The 13,670-nt window shown below is 34.1% G+C and carries 25 protein-coding genes; 1 reads left to right on the forward strand and 24 read right to left on the reverse strand.

The annotated features are described in order from the left end of the window. Positions 1 to 528 precede the first annotated feature (528 nt). The 22 genes from PSR14_RS18300 to PSR14_RS18405 form a co-directional block, all read right to left on the reverse strand. Entirely contained in the window at positions 529 to 1,071 is a 543-nt protein-coding gene (locus tag PSR14_RS18300) for a site-specific integrase (protein WP_071679576.1), read from the reverse strand. Continuing rightward, positions 1,071 to 1,553, reverse strand: a complete 483-nt coding sequence (locus tag PSR14_RS18305; protein ID WP_098487824.1) for an ArpU family phage packaging/lysis transcriptional regulator — start codon at positions 1,551 to 1,553, stop codon at positions 1,071 to 1,073. The genes PSR14_RS18300 and PSR14_RS18305 overlap by 1 nt, the downstream gene beginning before the upstream one ends. Before the next feature lie 27 nt (positions 1,554 to 1,580). Continuing rightward, on the reverse strand, positions 1,581 to 1,751 hold the full coding sequence (locus tag PSR14_RS18310) for a hypothetical protein (protein WP_098487823.1): 171 nt from the start codon (positions 1,749 to 1,751) through the stop codon (positions 1,581 to 1,583). A gap of 105 nt (positions 1,752 to 1,856) precedes the next feature. Next, positions 1,857 to 2,039 (reverse strand): hypothetical protein, encoded by a 183-nt coding sequence (locus PSR14_RS18315; protein WP_098487822.1) that lies wholly within the window; start codon positions 2,037 to 2,039, stop codon positions 1,857 to 1,859. A 19-nt stretch (positions 2,040 to 2,058) separates the two neighbouring features. After that, the gene (locus tag PSR14_RS18320) at positions 2,059 to 2,181 is read right to left on the reverse strand and encodes a DUF3983 domain-containing protein (RefSeq protein ID WP_098487827.1); all 123 of its coding nucleotides are present in this window, start codon (positions 2,179 to 2,181) and stop codon (positions 2,059 to 2,061) included. A gap of 339 nt (positions 2,182 to 2,520) precedes the next feature. Next, positions 2,521 to 2,646 carry a hypothetical protein gene (locus tag PSR14_RS18325; RefSeq protein WP_257147407.1) on the reverse strand — a complete coding sequence of 42 codons (126 nt, stop codon included), beginning with the start codon at positions 2,644 to 2,646 and terminating at the stop codon, positions 2,521 to 2,523. A 528-nt stretch (positions 2,647 to 3,174) separates the two neighbouring features. Continuing rightward, positions 3,175 to 3,654 (reverse strand): hypothetical protein, encoded by a 480-nt coding sequence (locus PSR14_RS18330; RefSeq protein WP_239694356.1) that lies wholly within the window; start codon positions 3,652 to 3,654, stop codon positions 3,175 to 3,177. A 35-nt stretch (positions 3,655 to 3,689) separates the two neighbouring features. After that, positions 3,690 to 4,091 carry a YopX family protein gene (locus PSR14_RS18335; protein ID WP_046648231.1) on the reverse strand — a complete coding sequence of 134 codons (402 nt, stop codon included), beginning with the start codon at positions 4,089 to 4,091 and terminating at the stop codon, positions 3,690 to 3,692. After that, the gene (locus PSR14_RS18340; RefSeq protein ID WP_046648233.1) at positions 4,078 to 4,257 is read right to left on the reverse strand and encodes a hypothetical protein; all 180 of its coding nucleotides are present in this window, start codon (positions 4,255 to 4,257) and stop codon (positions 4,078 to 4,080) included. The genes PSR14_RS18335 and PSR14_RS18340 overlap by 14 nt, the downstream gene beginning before the upstream one ends. A 293-nt stretch (positions 4,258 to 4,550) precedes the next feature. Further along, on the reverse strand, positions 4,551 to 4,922 hold the full coding sequence (locus PSR14_RS18345; protein WP_098487864.1) for a hypothetical protein: 372 nt from the start codon (positions 4,920 to 4,922) through the stop codon (positions 4,551 to 4,553). A gap of 35 nt (positions 4,923 to 4,957) precedes the next feature. Further along, positions 4,958 to 5,557 (reverse strand): hypothetical protein, encoded by a 600-nt coding sequence (locus PSR14_RS18350; protein WP_098487045.1) that lies wholly within the window; start codon positions 5,555 to 5,557, stop codon positions 4,958 to 4,960. 40 nt (positions 5,558 to 5,597) lie between these two features. Next, a complete protein-coding gene (locus tag PSR14_RS18355) occupies positions 5,598 to 5,774 on the reverse strand; it encodes a hypothetical protein (protein ID WP_257147355.1) in 177 nt (58 codons plus the stop codon). Positions 5,775 to 5,808: 34 nt separating this feature from the next. Continuing rightward, entirely contained in the window at positions 5,809 to 5,973 is a 165-nt protein-coding gene (locus PSR14_RS18360) for a DUF3954 domain-containing protein (RefSeq protein WP_016098383.1), read from the reverse strand. Positions 5,974 to 6,044: 71 nt separating this feature from the next. Continuing rightward, positions 6,045 to 6,311: a hypothetical protein gene (locus tag PSR14_RS18365; RefSeq protein ID WP_098487046.1), complete on the reverse strand. Its 267-nt coding sequence runs from the start codon at positions 6,309 to 6,311 to the stop codon at positions 6,045 to 6,047. A 41-nt stretch (positions 6,312 to 6,352) separates the two neighbouring features. Continuing rightward, entirely contained in the window at positions 6,353 to 7,165 is an 813-nt protein-coding gene (locus PSR14_RS18370) for a DnaA ATPase domain-containing protein (protein WP_098487047.1), read from the reverse strand. Further along, entirely contained in the window at positions 7,128 to 8,132 is a 1,005-nt protein-coding gene (locus tag PSR14_RS18375; RefSeq protein ID WP_098487048.1) for a DNA replication protein DnaD, read from the reverse strand. Before PSR14_RS18375 ends, PSR14_RS18370 begins: the two co-directional genes overlap by 38 nt. A 244-nt stretch (positions 8,133 to 8,376) precedes the next feature. Then, the gene (locus tag PSR14_RS18380) at positions 8,377 to 9,024 is read right to left on the reverse strand and encodes a sigma-70 family RNA polymerase sigma factor (RefSeq protein ID WP_098487049.1); all 648 of its coding nucleotides are present in this window, start codon (positions 9,022 to 9,024) and stop codon (positions 8,377 to 8,379) included. A 25-nt stretch (positions 9,025 to 9,049) separates the two neighbouring features. Continuing rightward, positions 9,050 to 9,358, reverse strand: a complete 309-nt coding sequence (locus tag PSR14_RS18385) for a hypothetical protein (RefSeq protein ID WP_098487050.1) — start codon at positions 9,356 to 9,358, stop codon at positions 9,050 to 9,052. A 162-nt stretch (positions 9,359 to 9,520) separates the two neighbouring features. Then, a complete protein-coding gene (locus tag PSR14_RS18390) occupies positions 9,521 to 10,345 on the reverse strand; it encodes an ORF6C domain-containing protein (protein ID WP_098487051.1) in 825 nt (274 codons plus the stop codon). Positions 10,346 to 10,382: 37 nt separating this feature from the next. Then, on the reverse strand, positions 10,383 to 10,538 hold the full coding sequence (locus PSR14_RS18395) for a DUF6906 family protein (protein ID WP_171840947.1): 156 nt from the start codon (positions 10,536 to 10,538) through the stop codon (positions 10,383 to 10,385). Between the two features lie 22 nt (positions 10,539 to 10,560). Further along, positions 10,561 to 10,749: a helix-turn-helix transcriptional regulator gene (locus tag PSR14_RS18400; RefSeq protein WP_060852527.1), complete on the reverse strand. Its 189-nt coding sequence runs from the start codon at positions 10,747 to 10,749 to the stop codon at positions 10,561 to 10,563. Between the two features lie 75 nt (positions 10,750 to 10,824). Continuing rightward, the gene (locus PSR14_RS18405; protein WP_098487052.1) at positions 10,825 to 11,031 is read right to left on the reverse strand and encodes a helix-turn-helix domain-containing protein; all 207 of its coding nucleotides are present in this window, start codon (positions 11,029 to 11,031) and stop codon (positions 10,825 to 10,827) included. A 172-nt stretch (positions 11,032 to 11,203) separates the two neighbouring features. On the opposite strand from PSR14_RS18405, the gene PSR14_RS18410 reads away from it, so the two are divergent. Continuing rightward, positions 11,204 to 11,539, forward strand: a complete 336-nt coding sequence (locus PSR14_RS18410; protein WP_098487053.1) for a helix-turn-helix domain-containing protein — start codon at positions 11,204 to 11,206, stop codon at positions 11,537 to 11,539. A gap of 6 nt (positions 11,540 to 11,545) precedes the next feature. Here PSR14_RS18410 and PSR14_RS18415 read toward each other — a convergent pair whose 3' ends face one another. Further along, positions 11,546 to 11,698, reverse strand: coding sequence for a hypothetical protein (locus PSR14_RS18415; protein ID WP_113733196.1), 153 nt, complete (start codon positions 11,696 to 11,698; stop codon positions 11,546 to 11,548). Positions 11,699 to 11,954: 256 nt separating this feature from the next. Then, positions 11,955 to 13,175, reverse strand: coding sequence for an AimR family lysis-lysogeny pheromone receptor (locus tag PSR14_RS18420; RefSeq protein ID WP_098487054.1), 1,221 nt, complete (start codon positions 13,173 to 13,175; stop codon positions 11,955 to 11,957). Between the last annotated feature and the right edge of the window lie 495 nt (positions 13,176 to 13,670).

The raw sequence follows: 13,670 nt of genomic DNA on the forward strand, positions 1-13,670 counted from the left end.
TGCTTGAAATAAGTTATTAATTTGTATTTTGATTACGGTACGTGAAGTTTCACACTTCTTCCAATCACCTAATGATGTTCTGCTGATATGCATCAACAATATTAAGTAACTGGAAGAAGAGCAAAAGCCCTTCTTCGCTTGAATAACATAAATTGCAGTTGAATATGAAATCAAGAAACAACTATTCATCCAATCTGCAACCATCGCCACCGGTCATGACGATCCATTTTCATTATCAGGAATTTTGTGAGAAATGTTTTCCGCCACTTCTCACAATACAAATATATCACGTTGATTCAAAAACAACCGGCACATTTCCTGCCAAAAAGCGGTCACGACTCTGCCACTTATTTTTATATTCTTCTCTTATGTATTTTATCTTAATGACTTACCCATATCTTATATTGTGTGTAACTGACCCCTTCGCCAAATCCCTTGATATCATTGACTTAATTATACTTTCCCTTTTGAGTTACACAGTATGAAATTTATGAGTAACTGTATAGATTTAAAAAGAAAAAGCAATGCTTAGATTTTAAATCTAGTCATTGCTTTATCCATTGCATCTTGGTTTACACCTATATAACGCAACGTGACCTTCTCTGACGAGTGATTGAATATCTCCATGAGTAATGCTATGTTTTTTGTTTGCATGTACATATGATAGCCGTACGTCTTTCTCAGTGTATGCGTTCCTATTTCATCTAATCCAAACTCTGCCGCTGCTCCACTTAATATCTTATATGCCATGCTACGACCGATTGGACGATTTCTACCTTGTCTACTTTTCAATAGGTACTCATTATCTTCTCTTTCTTCAATAAACCATTTGAGCTCTCTTTTCAATGCTGCAGTAATTTGTATTCGTTTCTGTTTCCCTGTCTTCTTTTCTCTCATAGATATATGACTACCTTTGACATCTCCTACCTTCAATTTCAAAATGTCCGAGATTCTTAAGCCTGTATTGATTCCCATAATGAAGAGAATGTAATTACGTAAGCTCTTCTCCTTAAAATAATCTTTTAGCTGCTGTATTTGCTCTGGATCACGTATTGGTTGAACAAAATTCATTATTCATTACCTCCCGTTTCTTCTGTCTCGTAAATTTCTAATCCAAGTGCAAAAGCAAGTTTATAAAACGCTTTAGACTTCCAACGTCGATAAGTACGCTCTGACATCCCTATTTCGTTGTAAACCATGTAATCACATACGTCCTCTTCTTCTAAATAACGTTTATAAATAATATCCCTTTGAATAGTTCCTGCGCGTCCGTTTCCTAATCGAGTTAGAAACTGATCAATACGTAATGACATTCTCTCCAGCCATTCTTCTCGTTTACTTTGTTGAATATTTGCTATAGCAACATCTTCTAACGGTTTTCCGACTGTATGTGTAGGACCATGCTCACGTATTTCATAAGAAGGAGTGACTTTCATTTCTTTACGCATCATCCCGAATTGTCTATGTATACGCACGCTTTCCAACACACCTTCTAATTCCTCTTGTGTTGCTACTCTATCAATTTTTGGTAAGAAAGATAATTGTTTAGTCATGTAAGACCACTCCTTTTTATTTTTAAATTACTTTTGTCTTAACGCTCCACGTCTGCGTTCATAACGAGGTCCATGAATCCCCATTAAATCCTCTATATCACGCGTACTTAACTTCTCTTTTTTTCTTTTCTTATTTTTCTTCTTTCCTTGTTTTGATTGCTTTTTCCACTCACGTAATTGATCTCTTAGCACCTTCATTTTCCCATCTCCCCTTTTCAAAATAAAAAGGACACCTATTCCTAAAACAGCTGTAATTGCTGCTTTAATGAATTGGTGTCCTCTAGTTTTCTAGCCGGACTATATTTATTTGCTTTTAACCTTCTTGCTTCCCTTATAAAATCCATATTTATGATCAACTTCTGAAATCAAAATTACAAGTGCCATAATGATTCCAGCTTGTACAAAACTTTTTGCATTACTGAAGGTCACAAACATGATGATTAAGTAAAGAGCCAAATACATTCCAAAAAACTGTTTACCATTCATTTTTATTCCTCCAATATTGTTATTTTATAATTCCAGCTTGTACAAAGATGTTTCTCCAAGCGTTATTGACTTGATATTTATCAACCTCTTTAGCACGGCGAGCAAGACGTTTCTTTAATTTCTTTTTCTTATGATTATTCATCAGAATCATTCCCCCTTTATGTTGAATTCGTTGCCTTCTAAATGAATTAATACGTTGATACTTTTTAACCACTCGTACTATTGGCTTCAATACTTCACAAAGTGTTTCTATAAAATCAGTAATTATTTCACAAATACGATTAAATACATTTTGAATCATTTCTTTAAATTGCAGCATTTCTGGACTATCAACAATTTGTTGCACCATTTCTCTTTGCTTATCCTTATCAGGTTCATTTACCGCTGCTTCCATTCGTTTTTTAAGATCTTGCATTTCCTCATTCATTCTCCTAATCTCACTTTCTATTCAAAGGATTATTTTGTTAAGAAATAAATTTTTTCAAGCTTCACGCCCTGTACCATCAAATATTATTTTCGTTTCACATTCATTACAGAAATCCACATCAATTTCTTCATTATTTGGATCAACCGTTTCCTTGTTGCACATCGGACAAATTTGAACCATTTCCCTCTACCCCCTGAATAAAACTCAATATTTCGTTAACACTATAGTTGGAGGAATTTTTATATACCCATTAATTCCTCCCTTTCTTTAAGGGTTGAACAGTTAGTTTCTGCTAACTGTCCTTTATTCATTTGAATAATTACCATAACTTTGTGCATACTATCTATAAGCTGCTTTCTTAACAGTGTTGGCAGCTCGGAACCTTTTTGTAATGGAGTAGTTAGCTTTTGCTAGCTGCTCTTTTTTGTACATGCAACTTTAATTCTAAAAAAGCATATATTATTTTGAAGATACGATTCATCTTCAGAGACATAAATTACACTCCAGGAAAAAGCACTGTTCGAAGGTGCTTTTTCTTATGCATTCTTTTCTACAAAATGAAATTTTTATACAAAATACACACAACTAAACCTACATAATTTCATATGATATATTGCATCCTTTCTTTTTAGAGTGGATAGTCATTACAGAAGGGCACTTCCCGAAGTGCTCTTACATTTACATACCAAATAGCGTTTTTGTTTGAATTTAATTCAATGCATTAAACTCTGCTGCTACACGTTCACACAAATATGATATTTGCAATGGATCGGATACAGTCAAAGCAAGCAATTCTTCATAATCATTGTGATTTTCCATTAACGGAAGCAAACGCTCTCTACACGATGCCAATTGCTCTAAAAGTTCATCCTTTTCTTCTTTTAACTTTTTGACTTTTCTTTTAAATTGCTCGCATTCGTATTGGGAACACCGTATGACACCTTCCATTTTGTTTTTCGTTTTTACCCTCACCTTTTTACTGGTATCATGTAACAAATCCATTGTTTCTTTATGATCTCGTTCGCTTTTCTCTAATACCCTTGCAACCTTATCATGACTTTGTTTCCAATCGTCAATTTCTTCTTCCACTCTTTGCAAAACCGTTAATATATCGACTATATCCGAATCATCCATACGAGTTACCATTTCATTTCTAAGACGATCTTTTAATTCCTCAATTTCCTTCATTCGAATCCTTCCTTTCTCTAAAATAAAGATTTGGTTTAGTTTTTTAATGTCTTTAGATTGTCATAACCATTTCCAATCACTTCAAACTCATTCTGATCTTCAACTAAATGTGGCAACAATAACCTAGCAAATTCCTCAGTCCTAAGGGTTAAAACTGAATATAACCAATCAATAGTTCCTTCAATTACTTCTGTACTTTCAATTTCTTCCCGACTACAATCCGTATATATCACTCTTATCCACCTTACAAAATCACCAAGATAAATATCGTTTCCGTTCTTATCTATTAAACCCGTACACTGCTTTGGTTCTGTACACATAAGCCAACTGTCATTTTCGTTATCTAAGATCCACCAATCATCTTCTTCATCTCTTGATACACATTCACTAAAAATCCACTTTTCTCCATCATGAGCCTTGAACTTAATCTCTTTCATTTTTAACTTCCTCCTTACTCAGTTCCATAATAGTTCGAACCATCCAAGCAAAACTGTTCGCTTCAACTAATACGGATTTCGCTTGTACCAAACTAGCGTCACATATCAGTTGTAACTTTTCTTTTGTTGTCATTTCCTTTTGCTCAATTATTTTTTCCCAGCCCATTTTGTCTCCTCCAATCAAATAATAACTTTATTAAAATAGCGTCATCTGTCCGCTCTTATTCTGCTTTTCCAATTCTTTTATTCTTTTCTCAAGCCTTTGTATTTCTTGGTGTAAGAGATGGATCGTCTTGCTATTGTGATTTCGTAAATTAAGGCACCTTCTATGAACCATGTTGTTGTACTAGTCAAAATCAATCTCATCTTCAAAAATTAATTCATCACATATTGGACATTCCCCTAAAATACAACCGGATGCCATATTCATTCTTCCTTTCTACAAAATAAGAATTTTGTTTAAATTTCATCTTCGTTTTCTAGCTGCACAAAATCAACCGATTCAGAATAATATCCGTTTGATTCACCTAACCAACGTAATGTTACATATCCCTTGATTGTTGCTAATTTATAAAACGTCCATGTACTACTTCCCCAATCGTTATCTGGTCCATCTTGATTAACTTCTTCCGCCATAGTTATAGGTGAACCGATAAGATCATCTAAATCTCCAATAATTTCTTCAATTCCAACTCCCTCACAGCACTCTTGCTCGTGGTACATTTTGTAAACTTCACCATCGGAAGTATAGAATGTTAGCTCATCCGGAACATCTTTCTTAATTTCTGTTAATACTTTTCCTAACAAAACATCAAATGCTACATAATTCATTTTTCATCCGCCCTTTCTCCCAAATAACTATTTTGTTATAAAGTCACTACTGCTGCTGGTTTGCTTTTCTCTAATTGTTCAATTACCATTTGCAATCCTAACCAGTAACTAATTAAACGACGTGGCAACCTTTTACCGAAATTCCAAATGTCTTCCAAAGCGTCAGAATCTAGTGAGCTGCTATGATAAACATCACTTAACCAAAAATGGTAACCTTCCATAGATGAACTCTCATCAATTGCTGAAATAATACGATCATATACTTCCCGTCCGTCTTCTCTTGTTTCATTTATATCGTATTCCTTCCAATATTCATCAAGTTCCCTTTTTGCCTTTTCTTCATCGAAATTCCAACGTTCTTCACAAAAAGCCGTTAACTTTTCAGTGAAACACCCTAAATTGAATCCTTTAATATTTTCTAATGTTGCTGGACATGTAAGGTTATACACCGCTTCGCCAATATCACCTGAAATAAATACGTTATATCCTGCAAGAACAAATTTAGTACGATACATATTTGTTCCGGGCTTGCCCCAATAAATAACCTGTAATCCTTCTTCACCTTGAATTTCAGCTACATGATCTCCAAACCAATTCTCCCTAATATCTTTAGTTGCTTTTTCAACGTATTCCATTTTCTATTTCCCCCTCTTTGTATTCAAATAATGCTTTTGTTTAGTTTTTATAGATATCTATTTTCTTAACTACACACTTCCCGAGCGTTCCTGTGTCGATTTCTACAGTAGAAACTCCGACTGTGTGTCCTTTCTTTACATAAAAATCATATAGTTCATCGGCTTGCTCTTGCGTATGACAATAAATAATGTCTAACACGTTGCTATATAATTTCATTTCTTATCACCCATTTCTTAATAAAATTCAAATTTTATTTGAACTTATTCGTAATCGTTGTTTGTGTATGGGACACTTTTCCCTTTACCCAATATAAGACTTGCTGTCCGTAGCCGCTCTTTGGGGGTTCTTCAAAGTTGATTTTCCCATCCACCACAATGTAGATGCCGTTTGTTTTCATGTCTATTTCTCTTTTCATCTATGCCTGTTCTCCTTTGCATTGGCTTGTCCATTTTAGGAAATGCATGTGCTCTCTGGATGAAAACGCCCTTAGTCCAGCTCCATAATTTCTTTCAACGTTCGCTTGGACACATATACTTTTATAATTTGAATTCTCCCATATTTTTCTTCGGCCTTTTCTTTTGCTTCATCCTCTGTATTGACTTCAAACCAACGTAACTTCTGCTTTTTATCTTGATCAAAAAATTCTACTGCATAGGTAGGTGTTAATGAATGATTAGAGAGGAATTTCTCAGCCGTACTATGTGCTGTATAATCCATGTTTCCTACGATATCTTCAAAGGATAATTGTTCCATGCTCTCAACTCCATTCCCGCAAAATGATTCACTTCTCTCTTTTACCGTCTATAGCTTTCTCCCTCAACTTCAATCAAATAATCATTTGCCATCCCTAGCAATCTATCAGCAGCTGCAAAGCCGATTTTTTCAGGTAAGGTATATTCATCTTCATTTGAGCTAAAAATGATTGGCGCTTTACGCTTATATCGCTCATTAATGATTTCGTAATACATTTCTTCACGAGATTCTGTATGTTTACTCTTACCTAAATCATCCCAAACCAATACATCCGCATAATCTACGACTGTATGGAGCTTTTCAAAGTATTCTTTTTTATCATCACGCTTTGCTGACATAATCTCTGTCATAAAAGTGACATCACTTATACAAACCACTCTGCACCCTCTCGGTTGTGCATTTACAATGTCTTTATTTACTGTTTGAACATTTTGTATGATCCATCTAGCAGCTGCTATTTGTAGATGTGTTTTACCTAATCCGTAATTGTTGTGAAGTTTCATTTTTTCAACTCGTTCATTGATGGATAAAGCTTTTAATCTAGCTTCGCCATAGGTAGCGATATATCCAAAACTATTGCGCTTCGTATCTCTGATTTCATTAAACTTTTTTAAGTATTCCATCATGCTGTTAAACATTTTCTTTTGCATATCGGTATGACGAATATAATTTTTAAAACGTGCTTCTTCAAATTCTTCTGGTATCATTGCATTTTTCAACCTTGCTATTTCAGATTGTTTCTTTTGGCAATCACACATTCTACCTGTCCATCCATTTAAGATCATTCCCGTTCCACTGCATAACGGACAGGTATCATTAAGCGTCTTCTCCGAGCCATTCAATGTTATTTTCATATTCTTGTTGTGATTCCTCTCGTTCCTTGTCTGTAAGCTCTCTCCACTTTCTTGTTGGTTCTGGCAGTTTTTCATAGCCCTCTTTTGCAAATCTGCCATGACTTCCGCTATGCTTGCGAATCTGCTCATTTTTCTTCACCTCGTGTTCTTCTTTGGCTTCAATCACTAGCCTGTCCCATTGCTTTCTCAACTTACTAGGTGACAATATATTCTTTTTCCAAAAGGAATGATTCTGAGACCATTCCAAGAGATACACAATTTGTTGATTCGTTTTCTTGTCTCTTTCGCGAATTAAGCGGAATTCATTGGCCCACTTCTCGAGGTTCGGTTCTTTATGTTCTGGGTTAGTTTCTAAAATTAACTGGAATAACAATTTGGCATGCTCCATGTCGCAAGTTTCAAACTTGTGACAAGAAGTCTTTTTATTTGTAGTAATCTCTGTAGTAATCTTTGTATTTGTCCCACGTTTCAATGTAGGAGTCTCCTCCGTTTTAGTGTGGGAGCCTCTCTCATTAGAATGTGGGAGGGTGTCACTTTCTGATGTGATAGGTTCTTGATATAAAATAGAAATTTTTTCGATGTTTTTCACAATTGGTTCCACATACATAACGTTGTTATGCCTCGTCCCGTTAACTATGATCGTACGAAATTCAATTGCAATTAATTCTCTTTTTACTAAGTATTTGCACGCTTCTTGTACTTGTCTTTTGGTAAAACCAAATGAATCAGCCAATTGTTGATAACTTTTTTGAAGTTTGTCTGCTTTAAATTTTTGTTTATACTGAATTTCATTCGTTCTTTCATCCTTTATTTCAGTTGGTTTATACCAATAAAAAATCTCGCTAAGTATTGTAATTGCAACCATATATGGTTTGCCATTTTCTAAAGTAAGGTACTTAAACCAACCTTGGTCTAAAGTGTTACCTTGAAGGTTTATTCTTGCGACTTTTATGACATTGGTATTCATTCTCGTCACCCTTCTCCATCTAACATTTTTTCAATATATCTTTACTGCCAGAGTATTTGATATTTCTCAACTTAAAGATTGAATATTTTTCATTTTCAACCTTTCGTTTTTCATTTTTTCCTGTTAGAATGATGAATAAGTTGTATTCTTTCACGAAATACCCTGACTTTTGACCTGCTATAACAGGTCTTTTTTTGCATATCGTCCACAATATGTGTTATGATGAACAACATATATGTTTCTATTAAATCACCAGCCCCAACTGGTGGTTTCTCTTTATCATTCTTCTCCCTAAGAAAAAGGATTTTTGTTTCAGTGGCTTATACTCTGGATTCATCTTTAAAAATGCTCGTGTCTTTCTTGTTTGAACAGTAGATTTTTTCATCTCTAATTTCCTAGCTATTTCTTCTGTGGTATACCCTTCACCGACGTGCAGAATAATTGACTTTTCTTGTTCTTCCAGCACACTTGTTACTTCTTCAAACTCAATGGCTAACATTACTTCTTCTTCCACCTTGATTGGAGAAACTGCGTAAAATTCGTTCACTGTTTCATCCTCTCCATGCAAATCAATCGAATGAATATTCATTTTATTCCTTTCCTCATGACTCACTCGTCTGCTTATCTTAAAAGACGTTCCTTTCAAGTGAAGCTCATCACTCATTGCCCATTTCATACCTTTCATCACGTATGCATTGAATGTATCTACTCTCTCTGGATCATAATTCACACAATGCTCCCATAAATACAGATAGCCAACTTGAATTAAATCATCCAAATCCATATTGTTTATTTCTGCAATCTGTCCAGCTCTTGCGATACTTCCAAATTGTTGCTTGATTGCTGCAATCACTAAATATTTCTTTTCTTCAAATAATTCTTCTGCTGTCATTTTCTTTTACCATCCTTTCTTGTTTTTAGTTATAATAGTTTGCTATACAATGTACCCTCTCTACAGCTGAAGCATTGATGCCTCTACTTCTTAAATGTTCCACAATCCCTAAAATACTTTTACGATCCTGTTCAAGTTGGTTATCATGTTTTTCTTTCTCACGGTATAGCGCTATAAGCTCCCGTCGAGCCAATCGTGCTTCTTTAATCCAAGTGCAAAGTAACAATGAACCATTCTTTTGAATCGCTTCTACTTGTTTCTTTTCACAATGCTGTAAGAATTCATCTAGTATTTGTTTTTTCTTTACATCTTTCTTTAAAACTGATAACGTCATAGCGCTTTTCCCCCTCAAATTCATTCCACATCTTTTGTAAATTCTTTAATTGGTTTATCTAGAGCATAAACAGCAAATAAAAGCCCACAGATGCCAAACCCAACAATACATAGTGATACAATACTTTCTTCCATCATGGTTATCTCCCCCTTTCGGCTTGCTCTACATCTCAGAAAACTTAATTTGAGAGTTTACTATATTAATTTTCTCACTCAGCACAATAGGTAACGTATACTCTCCAACAATCTTTGTTGCGAGTTCTAAATGACCTCGTTTAATTGCTTTATGACTTGTTACTCCAAATTCACGATACAGTTGGTTATAAATATCACGGTAGACTTTACCTCTAATCCCCGCATGCTGGTATGCATTAGACTGTTTACCACCTAATAGCGCAACGCCATGACGCTTGACTGCATTTGATATTTCATCGCATTCTACAGCAAATAACGGAGCATTTTCTCTTAAGTCTTTGACATCTGATTTGATGTGCTGTAGCTCTTGTTTTTGCCCTTCTAGCGCTTCAAAAGTAAGCTTTAAGATACTCATGGGATCTGTAGGCACTTTTCTTTGATATTCCTTTGCTCTCAGATTAAAATACCCATCAACAAATTGATCATATAGTTCCCACGCTGTATCATCTTCAAGGATTTTTAATAATTTTGCATAGCCTCGTTCTGAGAGAAGGTAAATGTTATTTGAATTAGCTACGGATTGTCTGCTGTATCCTAAGTTTTGCAAACTCAGTGGCTCAAACCCACCCGCTTTTAAATCAATAATATCCACTCCATCTTTAAATCTTTTTCTGTTATCATTAATTCTTCTGTTCACTTCTTTTAACGGTTGCCCATGAATGAAAGCAATTTCTTTTACTAACATTGCTTTCTTACCTGCGCCAAATCCCCCTTCAATTCCAGTGAACTGATAACCCGCGATATATTGTTGTCCTAGGATGTTTAACTCGTTTGCTACTGTTAATTGATCCATATAATACCCTCCTCATCTTTAATAATGCTTGTCCACCCTATGCACTTGGAATGACTCGTATTGAGTTCGTATGACGATGCACTAAATGTAATTCGCCATCTACCTTCTTAAAAATCAGCCAATTATCAGGATTTAAATTATATGAATTGATATGTACCTTCTCTCGTTTAGTTGGCCTTTTACCGTTTTTCATGCGTGTTTCTCCCCTTTTCTTGTTATTTTGCAAACAACTCGTCCACTGTTGTTTTGAAGTATTTTGCTAGTTTCTGAGCTTCTTTTAAGGTAAAGTCACTTTTCCCATGTTCTTTTAAATAATATGTTTTTGGGGCTATATTGATTAAATTTGCAATTGTTTCTTGTGTCATGCGTTGCTCTTTTCGAGCAACAAATAAGTTTTTGTGCATAATCATCATTCCTTTTCTAATTAAATTAATTTTCAATCACAATTCACTATAAAGTTAACACTGTTAACATATAAATTAAAAAAAATCGATGAATAAATCATCCATTGGAACTTTAAAAACTTCCGAAATCCCTAATAATTTTGAGGTTGTTGGCTGAATTTTTCCGTTTTCCATTAAATTAACTAAAGAATGACTACAGTTTAATAATTGAGCCAATTCCCTCTGCGAAAACCCCTTATTTTTTCTTAATAAAGACAGTTTCTTCCCATTAAATTTTTTCATTTTCATCCTCCATCTGTTACCTGTGTTAACATCATACAATAAATACAATTTCTTTGTAAACCCTTTTTATCTTTTTTATGTCTTGTTCTTTAAAAAACATTGCTTTGTCATACTTTTTTAGTTATTATAAGCAGTAGAAAAGTTTAATTTAGTTAACCGGAGGGTGTTAGTAATGGTGACGTTAGGAGAGCGTATAAAGTCTATTCGTACGAAAAAGAACATATCACAAAAAGAACTAGCGGAAGCTTTAAATGTAAATAGGTCTGCGATTTCCTTATACGAAACCAATAGAAAGAGCCCTTCACGAGAAAACACCTATAAAATAGCTACTGTCTTAGGTGTCTCTGTCGACTATTTACTTGGTATGCAAACCGACCTTTCACTTGAAACAGAAAAAATAAATTCGGAAACTGCTCATCTCATGAAACGTCTCGACAATATGCCACAAGAAACAAAACAAAATATTATAAAATTAATTGATGACCTAATTAAAATACACGAAAAATAACCATGATTATTGATTGTTAATCATGGTTTTAATTTTATTGACCATATGTATAAACTCTTCATCTTCACTGAAAATTTGCTCCAATATTAACATCTTTTTAATTTTACCTTCTACATTTTCCCATTCGTTTTGAACCCTTTCAATGTTTAACGTATTCATATTATCTAATCTCCTCCATAGATAATTTATCAACCATTATAAATTTGCCCCTTTTCTATAATTTTATTATTAGTTTTGATAGAAATCTTCAAACTAACCAAAAAACAAATTACTTTTTTTCAGCAAAATATATTGACAAATAAAAAAGGAACCACTTAATTAAAATTCATTAAGTGGTTCCTTTTTAAATCAACCGCCTGGTCTAACATCCATATAATTAACGTATTTATCCAAGCCCTTTCCATCTAATCCCTTACTAGAGACGAACGGCATTATCATTAAAGTCAACATCACTGAAAATATCAATATTCTCTTTTTCAAATTCATTTCCTCCCACCTCTTGTTTATAATCTATCATCCACTTAATTATAGCAGAATCTTCCCCGCGCTTATATAATTCTTTTGCGCTTAAACTGGAAAATAAGTAATTACCTTGAGTAAAGAATTGCTGAAGACATTTATGTAAGCTTTCATTAGACGTATCTCGCATTGCCTTAAATAGCACAATAAAGTCTTCATTTTCTTTCTGATAGAAAACTTGAGCATATTTGTCAACGTCAGCCAATACACTAGCCGTTCCGTCTGTTTCCGCAGCATAATAAATTTCTGCCATTTTCAGATTATAAAATGCCTCATTCTCGTAGCCCTGATCATTTATCCCTTTAGATAAATCATAGCTTTCTTTTAGCATTGATAAACATTTTTGCTTATCTTCAAGTAAATAAGACATGCCAATTATATAGGCTGCATCCGAAACAGCTTTGATACCAACGTTAGTATTTTTAATAGTAAAAGCATATTTTCTTGCCATTTCTCTGTTATTTGAGCGTAGATGTACAGGAGCTAATACCTCGTATACCTTATAAAAATAGCAGTGTTGGATAAAATCCTTACGTCCACCACTTAACTGTTTCAACCTCTGCTCTACTTCTTTACCAAGCCCAATCATCATCGGAAAATCTTTACAAAAATAATAACCATAGCATTTCATTATGCAAATTAATATTCGCAAACAACAATCTGTAGGCTGACGTAAGTTATTTACTTCTTTAATCAGTAATTCCCCATCAATTTGCCTTAGCATATATCGATACAATATTTCATAAACGTCCACAAACTCTTGAATACTTCCTTTATCTTTCCGATATTTTCCTATCAAAAGTTTTAGCAATTCAATATCCCTAGTAATTGAAGCATACTCAAAACTTTGTTTGATTAGTTCTGTTGTATCAACTTTCAAGCAAAAGTCACGCATGGTAGTTTTGTAGTTTTCACCAGGCAACGTTAATACTTGAGACAGTCTCAAGAGACTGCAAAAACTAATTGTCCCACTTTTTTTAAACTTAGACATATATTGGGGACTTACTCCAATAGCCTCAGCAATACTTGCATACGTTAGCTCTGGACTATTGTCAATTAATTCGCAAATTTCAACATGTAGCGGCTTCAAAGTAATCTTCCCTCCATCCAGTAACATAAAAACCCCCAACCTTAATTTTCTCAACTCAGGACACATTCTAAAGTTACTATGCATGTGCTACACTAACGAAAAACTCGTATGATGCAAGTATTTATCCTAAGTTAGTAGGATGAACGATGTGAGAGGCTTTGACGAGAGTACCTCTTACACACGCTCTGCAAGCTTTATGTTTTTACTTATATTTATTTTTACTATTCTGTCTATTTTATTGACATAAATCCATATACTGTATACAATGCCGATTTTAGCACGAACTAACATTCTATTCCACCCTTAAATTTATTTCTCAATATAACTTCAATGAAAAGGATTACAAATATTTGAATGCAGTTTCACATACTCTATGTTTGTAACAAGTATTGGTTTATTGTTTATTAATTCTATTAAAAATAATGTAGAAGTCAGCCGATTTTCAATAAATATGCCCAACCAATTAGAAAATTAATTGCAATATTATAAAAAACAAATGTCGGTATTTCTCAATATGCATCA

It is taken from the genome of Bacillus sp. A01H, assembly GCF_045277205.1.
Classification (GTDB): Bacteria; Bacillota; Bacilli; order Bacillales; family Bacillaceae_G; genus Bacillus_A; species Bacillus_A paranthracis.

Bases quoted from the DNA above. Each gene is read 5' to 3' on its own strand.
- PSR14_RS18395 (WP_171840947.1), bottom strand. From the start codon at position 10,538: ATGAAAAACGGTAAAAGGCCAACTAAACGAGAGAAGGTACATATCAAT.
- PSR14_RS18345 (WP_098487864.1), bottom strand. From the start codon at position 4,922: ATGAATTATGTAGCATTTGATGTTTTGTTAGGAAAAGTATTAACAGAA.
- PSR14_RS18315 (WP_098487822.1), bottom strand. From the start codon at position 2,039: ATGAATGGTAAACAGTTTTTTGGAATGTATTTGGCTCTTTACTTAATC.
- PSR14_RS18355 (WP_257147355.1), bottom strand. From the start codon at position 5,774: ATGAAATTATATAGCAACGTGTTAGACATTATTTATTGTCATACGCAA.
- PSR14_RS18335 (WP_046648231.1), bottom strand. From the start codon at position 4,091: ATGAAAGAGATTAAGTTCAAGGCTCATGATGGAGAAAAGTGGATTTTT.
- PSR14_RS18310 (WP_098487823.1), bottom strand. From the start codon at position 1,751: ATGAAGGTGCTAAGAGATCAATTACGTGAGTGGAAAAAGCAATCAAAA.
- PSR14_RS18410 (WP_098487053.1), top strand. From the start codon at position 11,204: ATGGTGACGTTAGGAGAGCGTATAAAGTCTATTCGTACGAAAAAGAAC.
- PSR14_RS18350 (WP_098487045.1), bottom strand. From the start codon at position 5,557: ATGGAATACGTTGAAAAAGCAACTAAAGATATTAGGGAGAATTGGTTT.
- PSR14_RS18365 (WP_098487046.1), bottom strand. From the start codon at position 6,311: ATGGAACAATTATCCTTTGAAGATATCGTAGGAAACATGGATTATACA.
- PSR14_RS18375 (WP_098487048.1), bottom strand. From the start codon at position 8,132: ATGAATACCAATGTCATAAAAGTCGCAAGAATAAACCTTCAAGGTAAC.
- PSR14_RS18415 (WP_113733196.1), bottom strand. From the start codon at position 11,698: ATGAATACGTTAAACATTGAAAGGGTTCAAAACGAATGGGAAAATGTA.
- PSR14_RS18380 (WP_098487049.1), bottom strand. From the start codon at position 9,024: ATGACAGCAGAAGAATTATTTGAAGAAAAGAAATATTTAGTGATTGCA.
- PSR14_RS18370 (WP_098487047.1), bottom strand. From the start codon at position 7,165: ATGAAAATAACATTGAATGGCTCGGAGAAGACGCTTAATGATACCTGT.
- PSR14_RS18405 (WP_098487052.1), bottom strand. From the start codon at position 11,031: ATGAAAAAATTTAATGGGAAGAAACTGTCTTTATTAAGAAAAAATAAG.
- PSR14_RS18330 (WP_239694356.1), bottom strand. From the start codon at position 3,654: ATGAAGGAAATTGAGGAATTAAAAGATCGTCTTAGAAATGAAATGGTA.
- PSR14_RS18400 (WP_060852527.1), bottom strand. From the start codon at position 10,749: ATGCACAAAAACTTATTTGTTGCTCGAAAAGAGCAACGCATGACACAA.
- PSR14_RS18420 (WP_098487054.1), bottom strand. From the start codon at position 13,175: ATGTTACTGGATGGAGGGAAGATTACTTTGAAGCCGCTACATGTTGAA.
- PSR14_RS18390 (WP_098487051.1), bottom strand. From the start codon at position 10,345: ATGGATCAATTAACAGTAGCAAACGAGTTAAACATCCTAGGACAACAA.
- PSR14_RS18300 (WP_071679576.1), bottom strand. From the start codon at position 1,071: ATGAATTTTGTTCAACCAATACGTGATCCAGAGCAAATACAGCAGCTA.
- PSR14_RS18340 (WP_046648233.1), bottom strand. From the start codon at position 4,257: ATGGGCTGGGAAAAAATAATTGAGCAAAAGGAAATGACAACAAAAGAA.
- PSR14_RS18305 (WP_098487824.1), bottom strand. From the start codon at position 1,553: ATGACTAAACAATTATCTTTCTTACCAAAAATTGATAGAGTAGCAACA.
- PSR14_RS18320 (WP_098487827.1), bottom strand. From the start codon at position 2,181: ATGAATAATCATAAGAAAAAGAAATTAAAGAAACGTCTTGCTCGCCGT.
- PSR14_RS18325 (WP_257147407.1), bottom strand. From the start codon at position 2,646: ATGGTTCAAATTTGTCCGATGTGCAACAAGGAAACGGTTGATCCAAAT.
- PSR14_RS18385 (WP_098487050.1), bottom strand. From the start codon at position 9,358: ATGACGTTATCAGTTTTAAAGAAAGATGTAAAGAAAAAACAAATACTA.
- PSR14_RS18360 (WP_016098383.1), bottom strand. From the start codon at position 5,973: ATGAAAAGAGAAATAGACATGAAAACAAACGGCATCTACATTGTGGTG.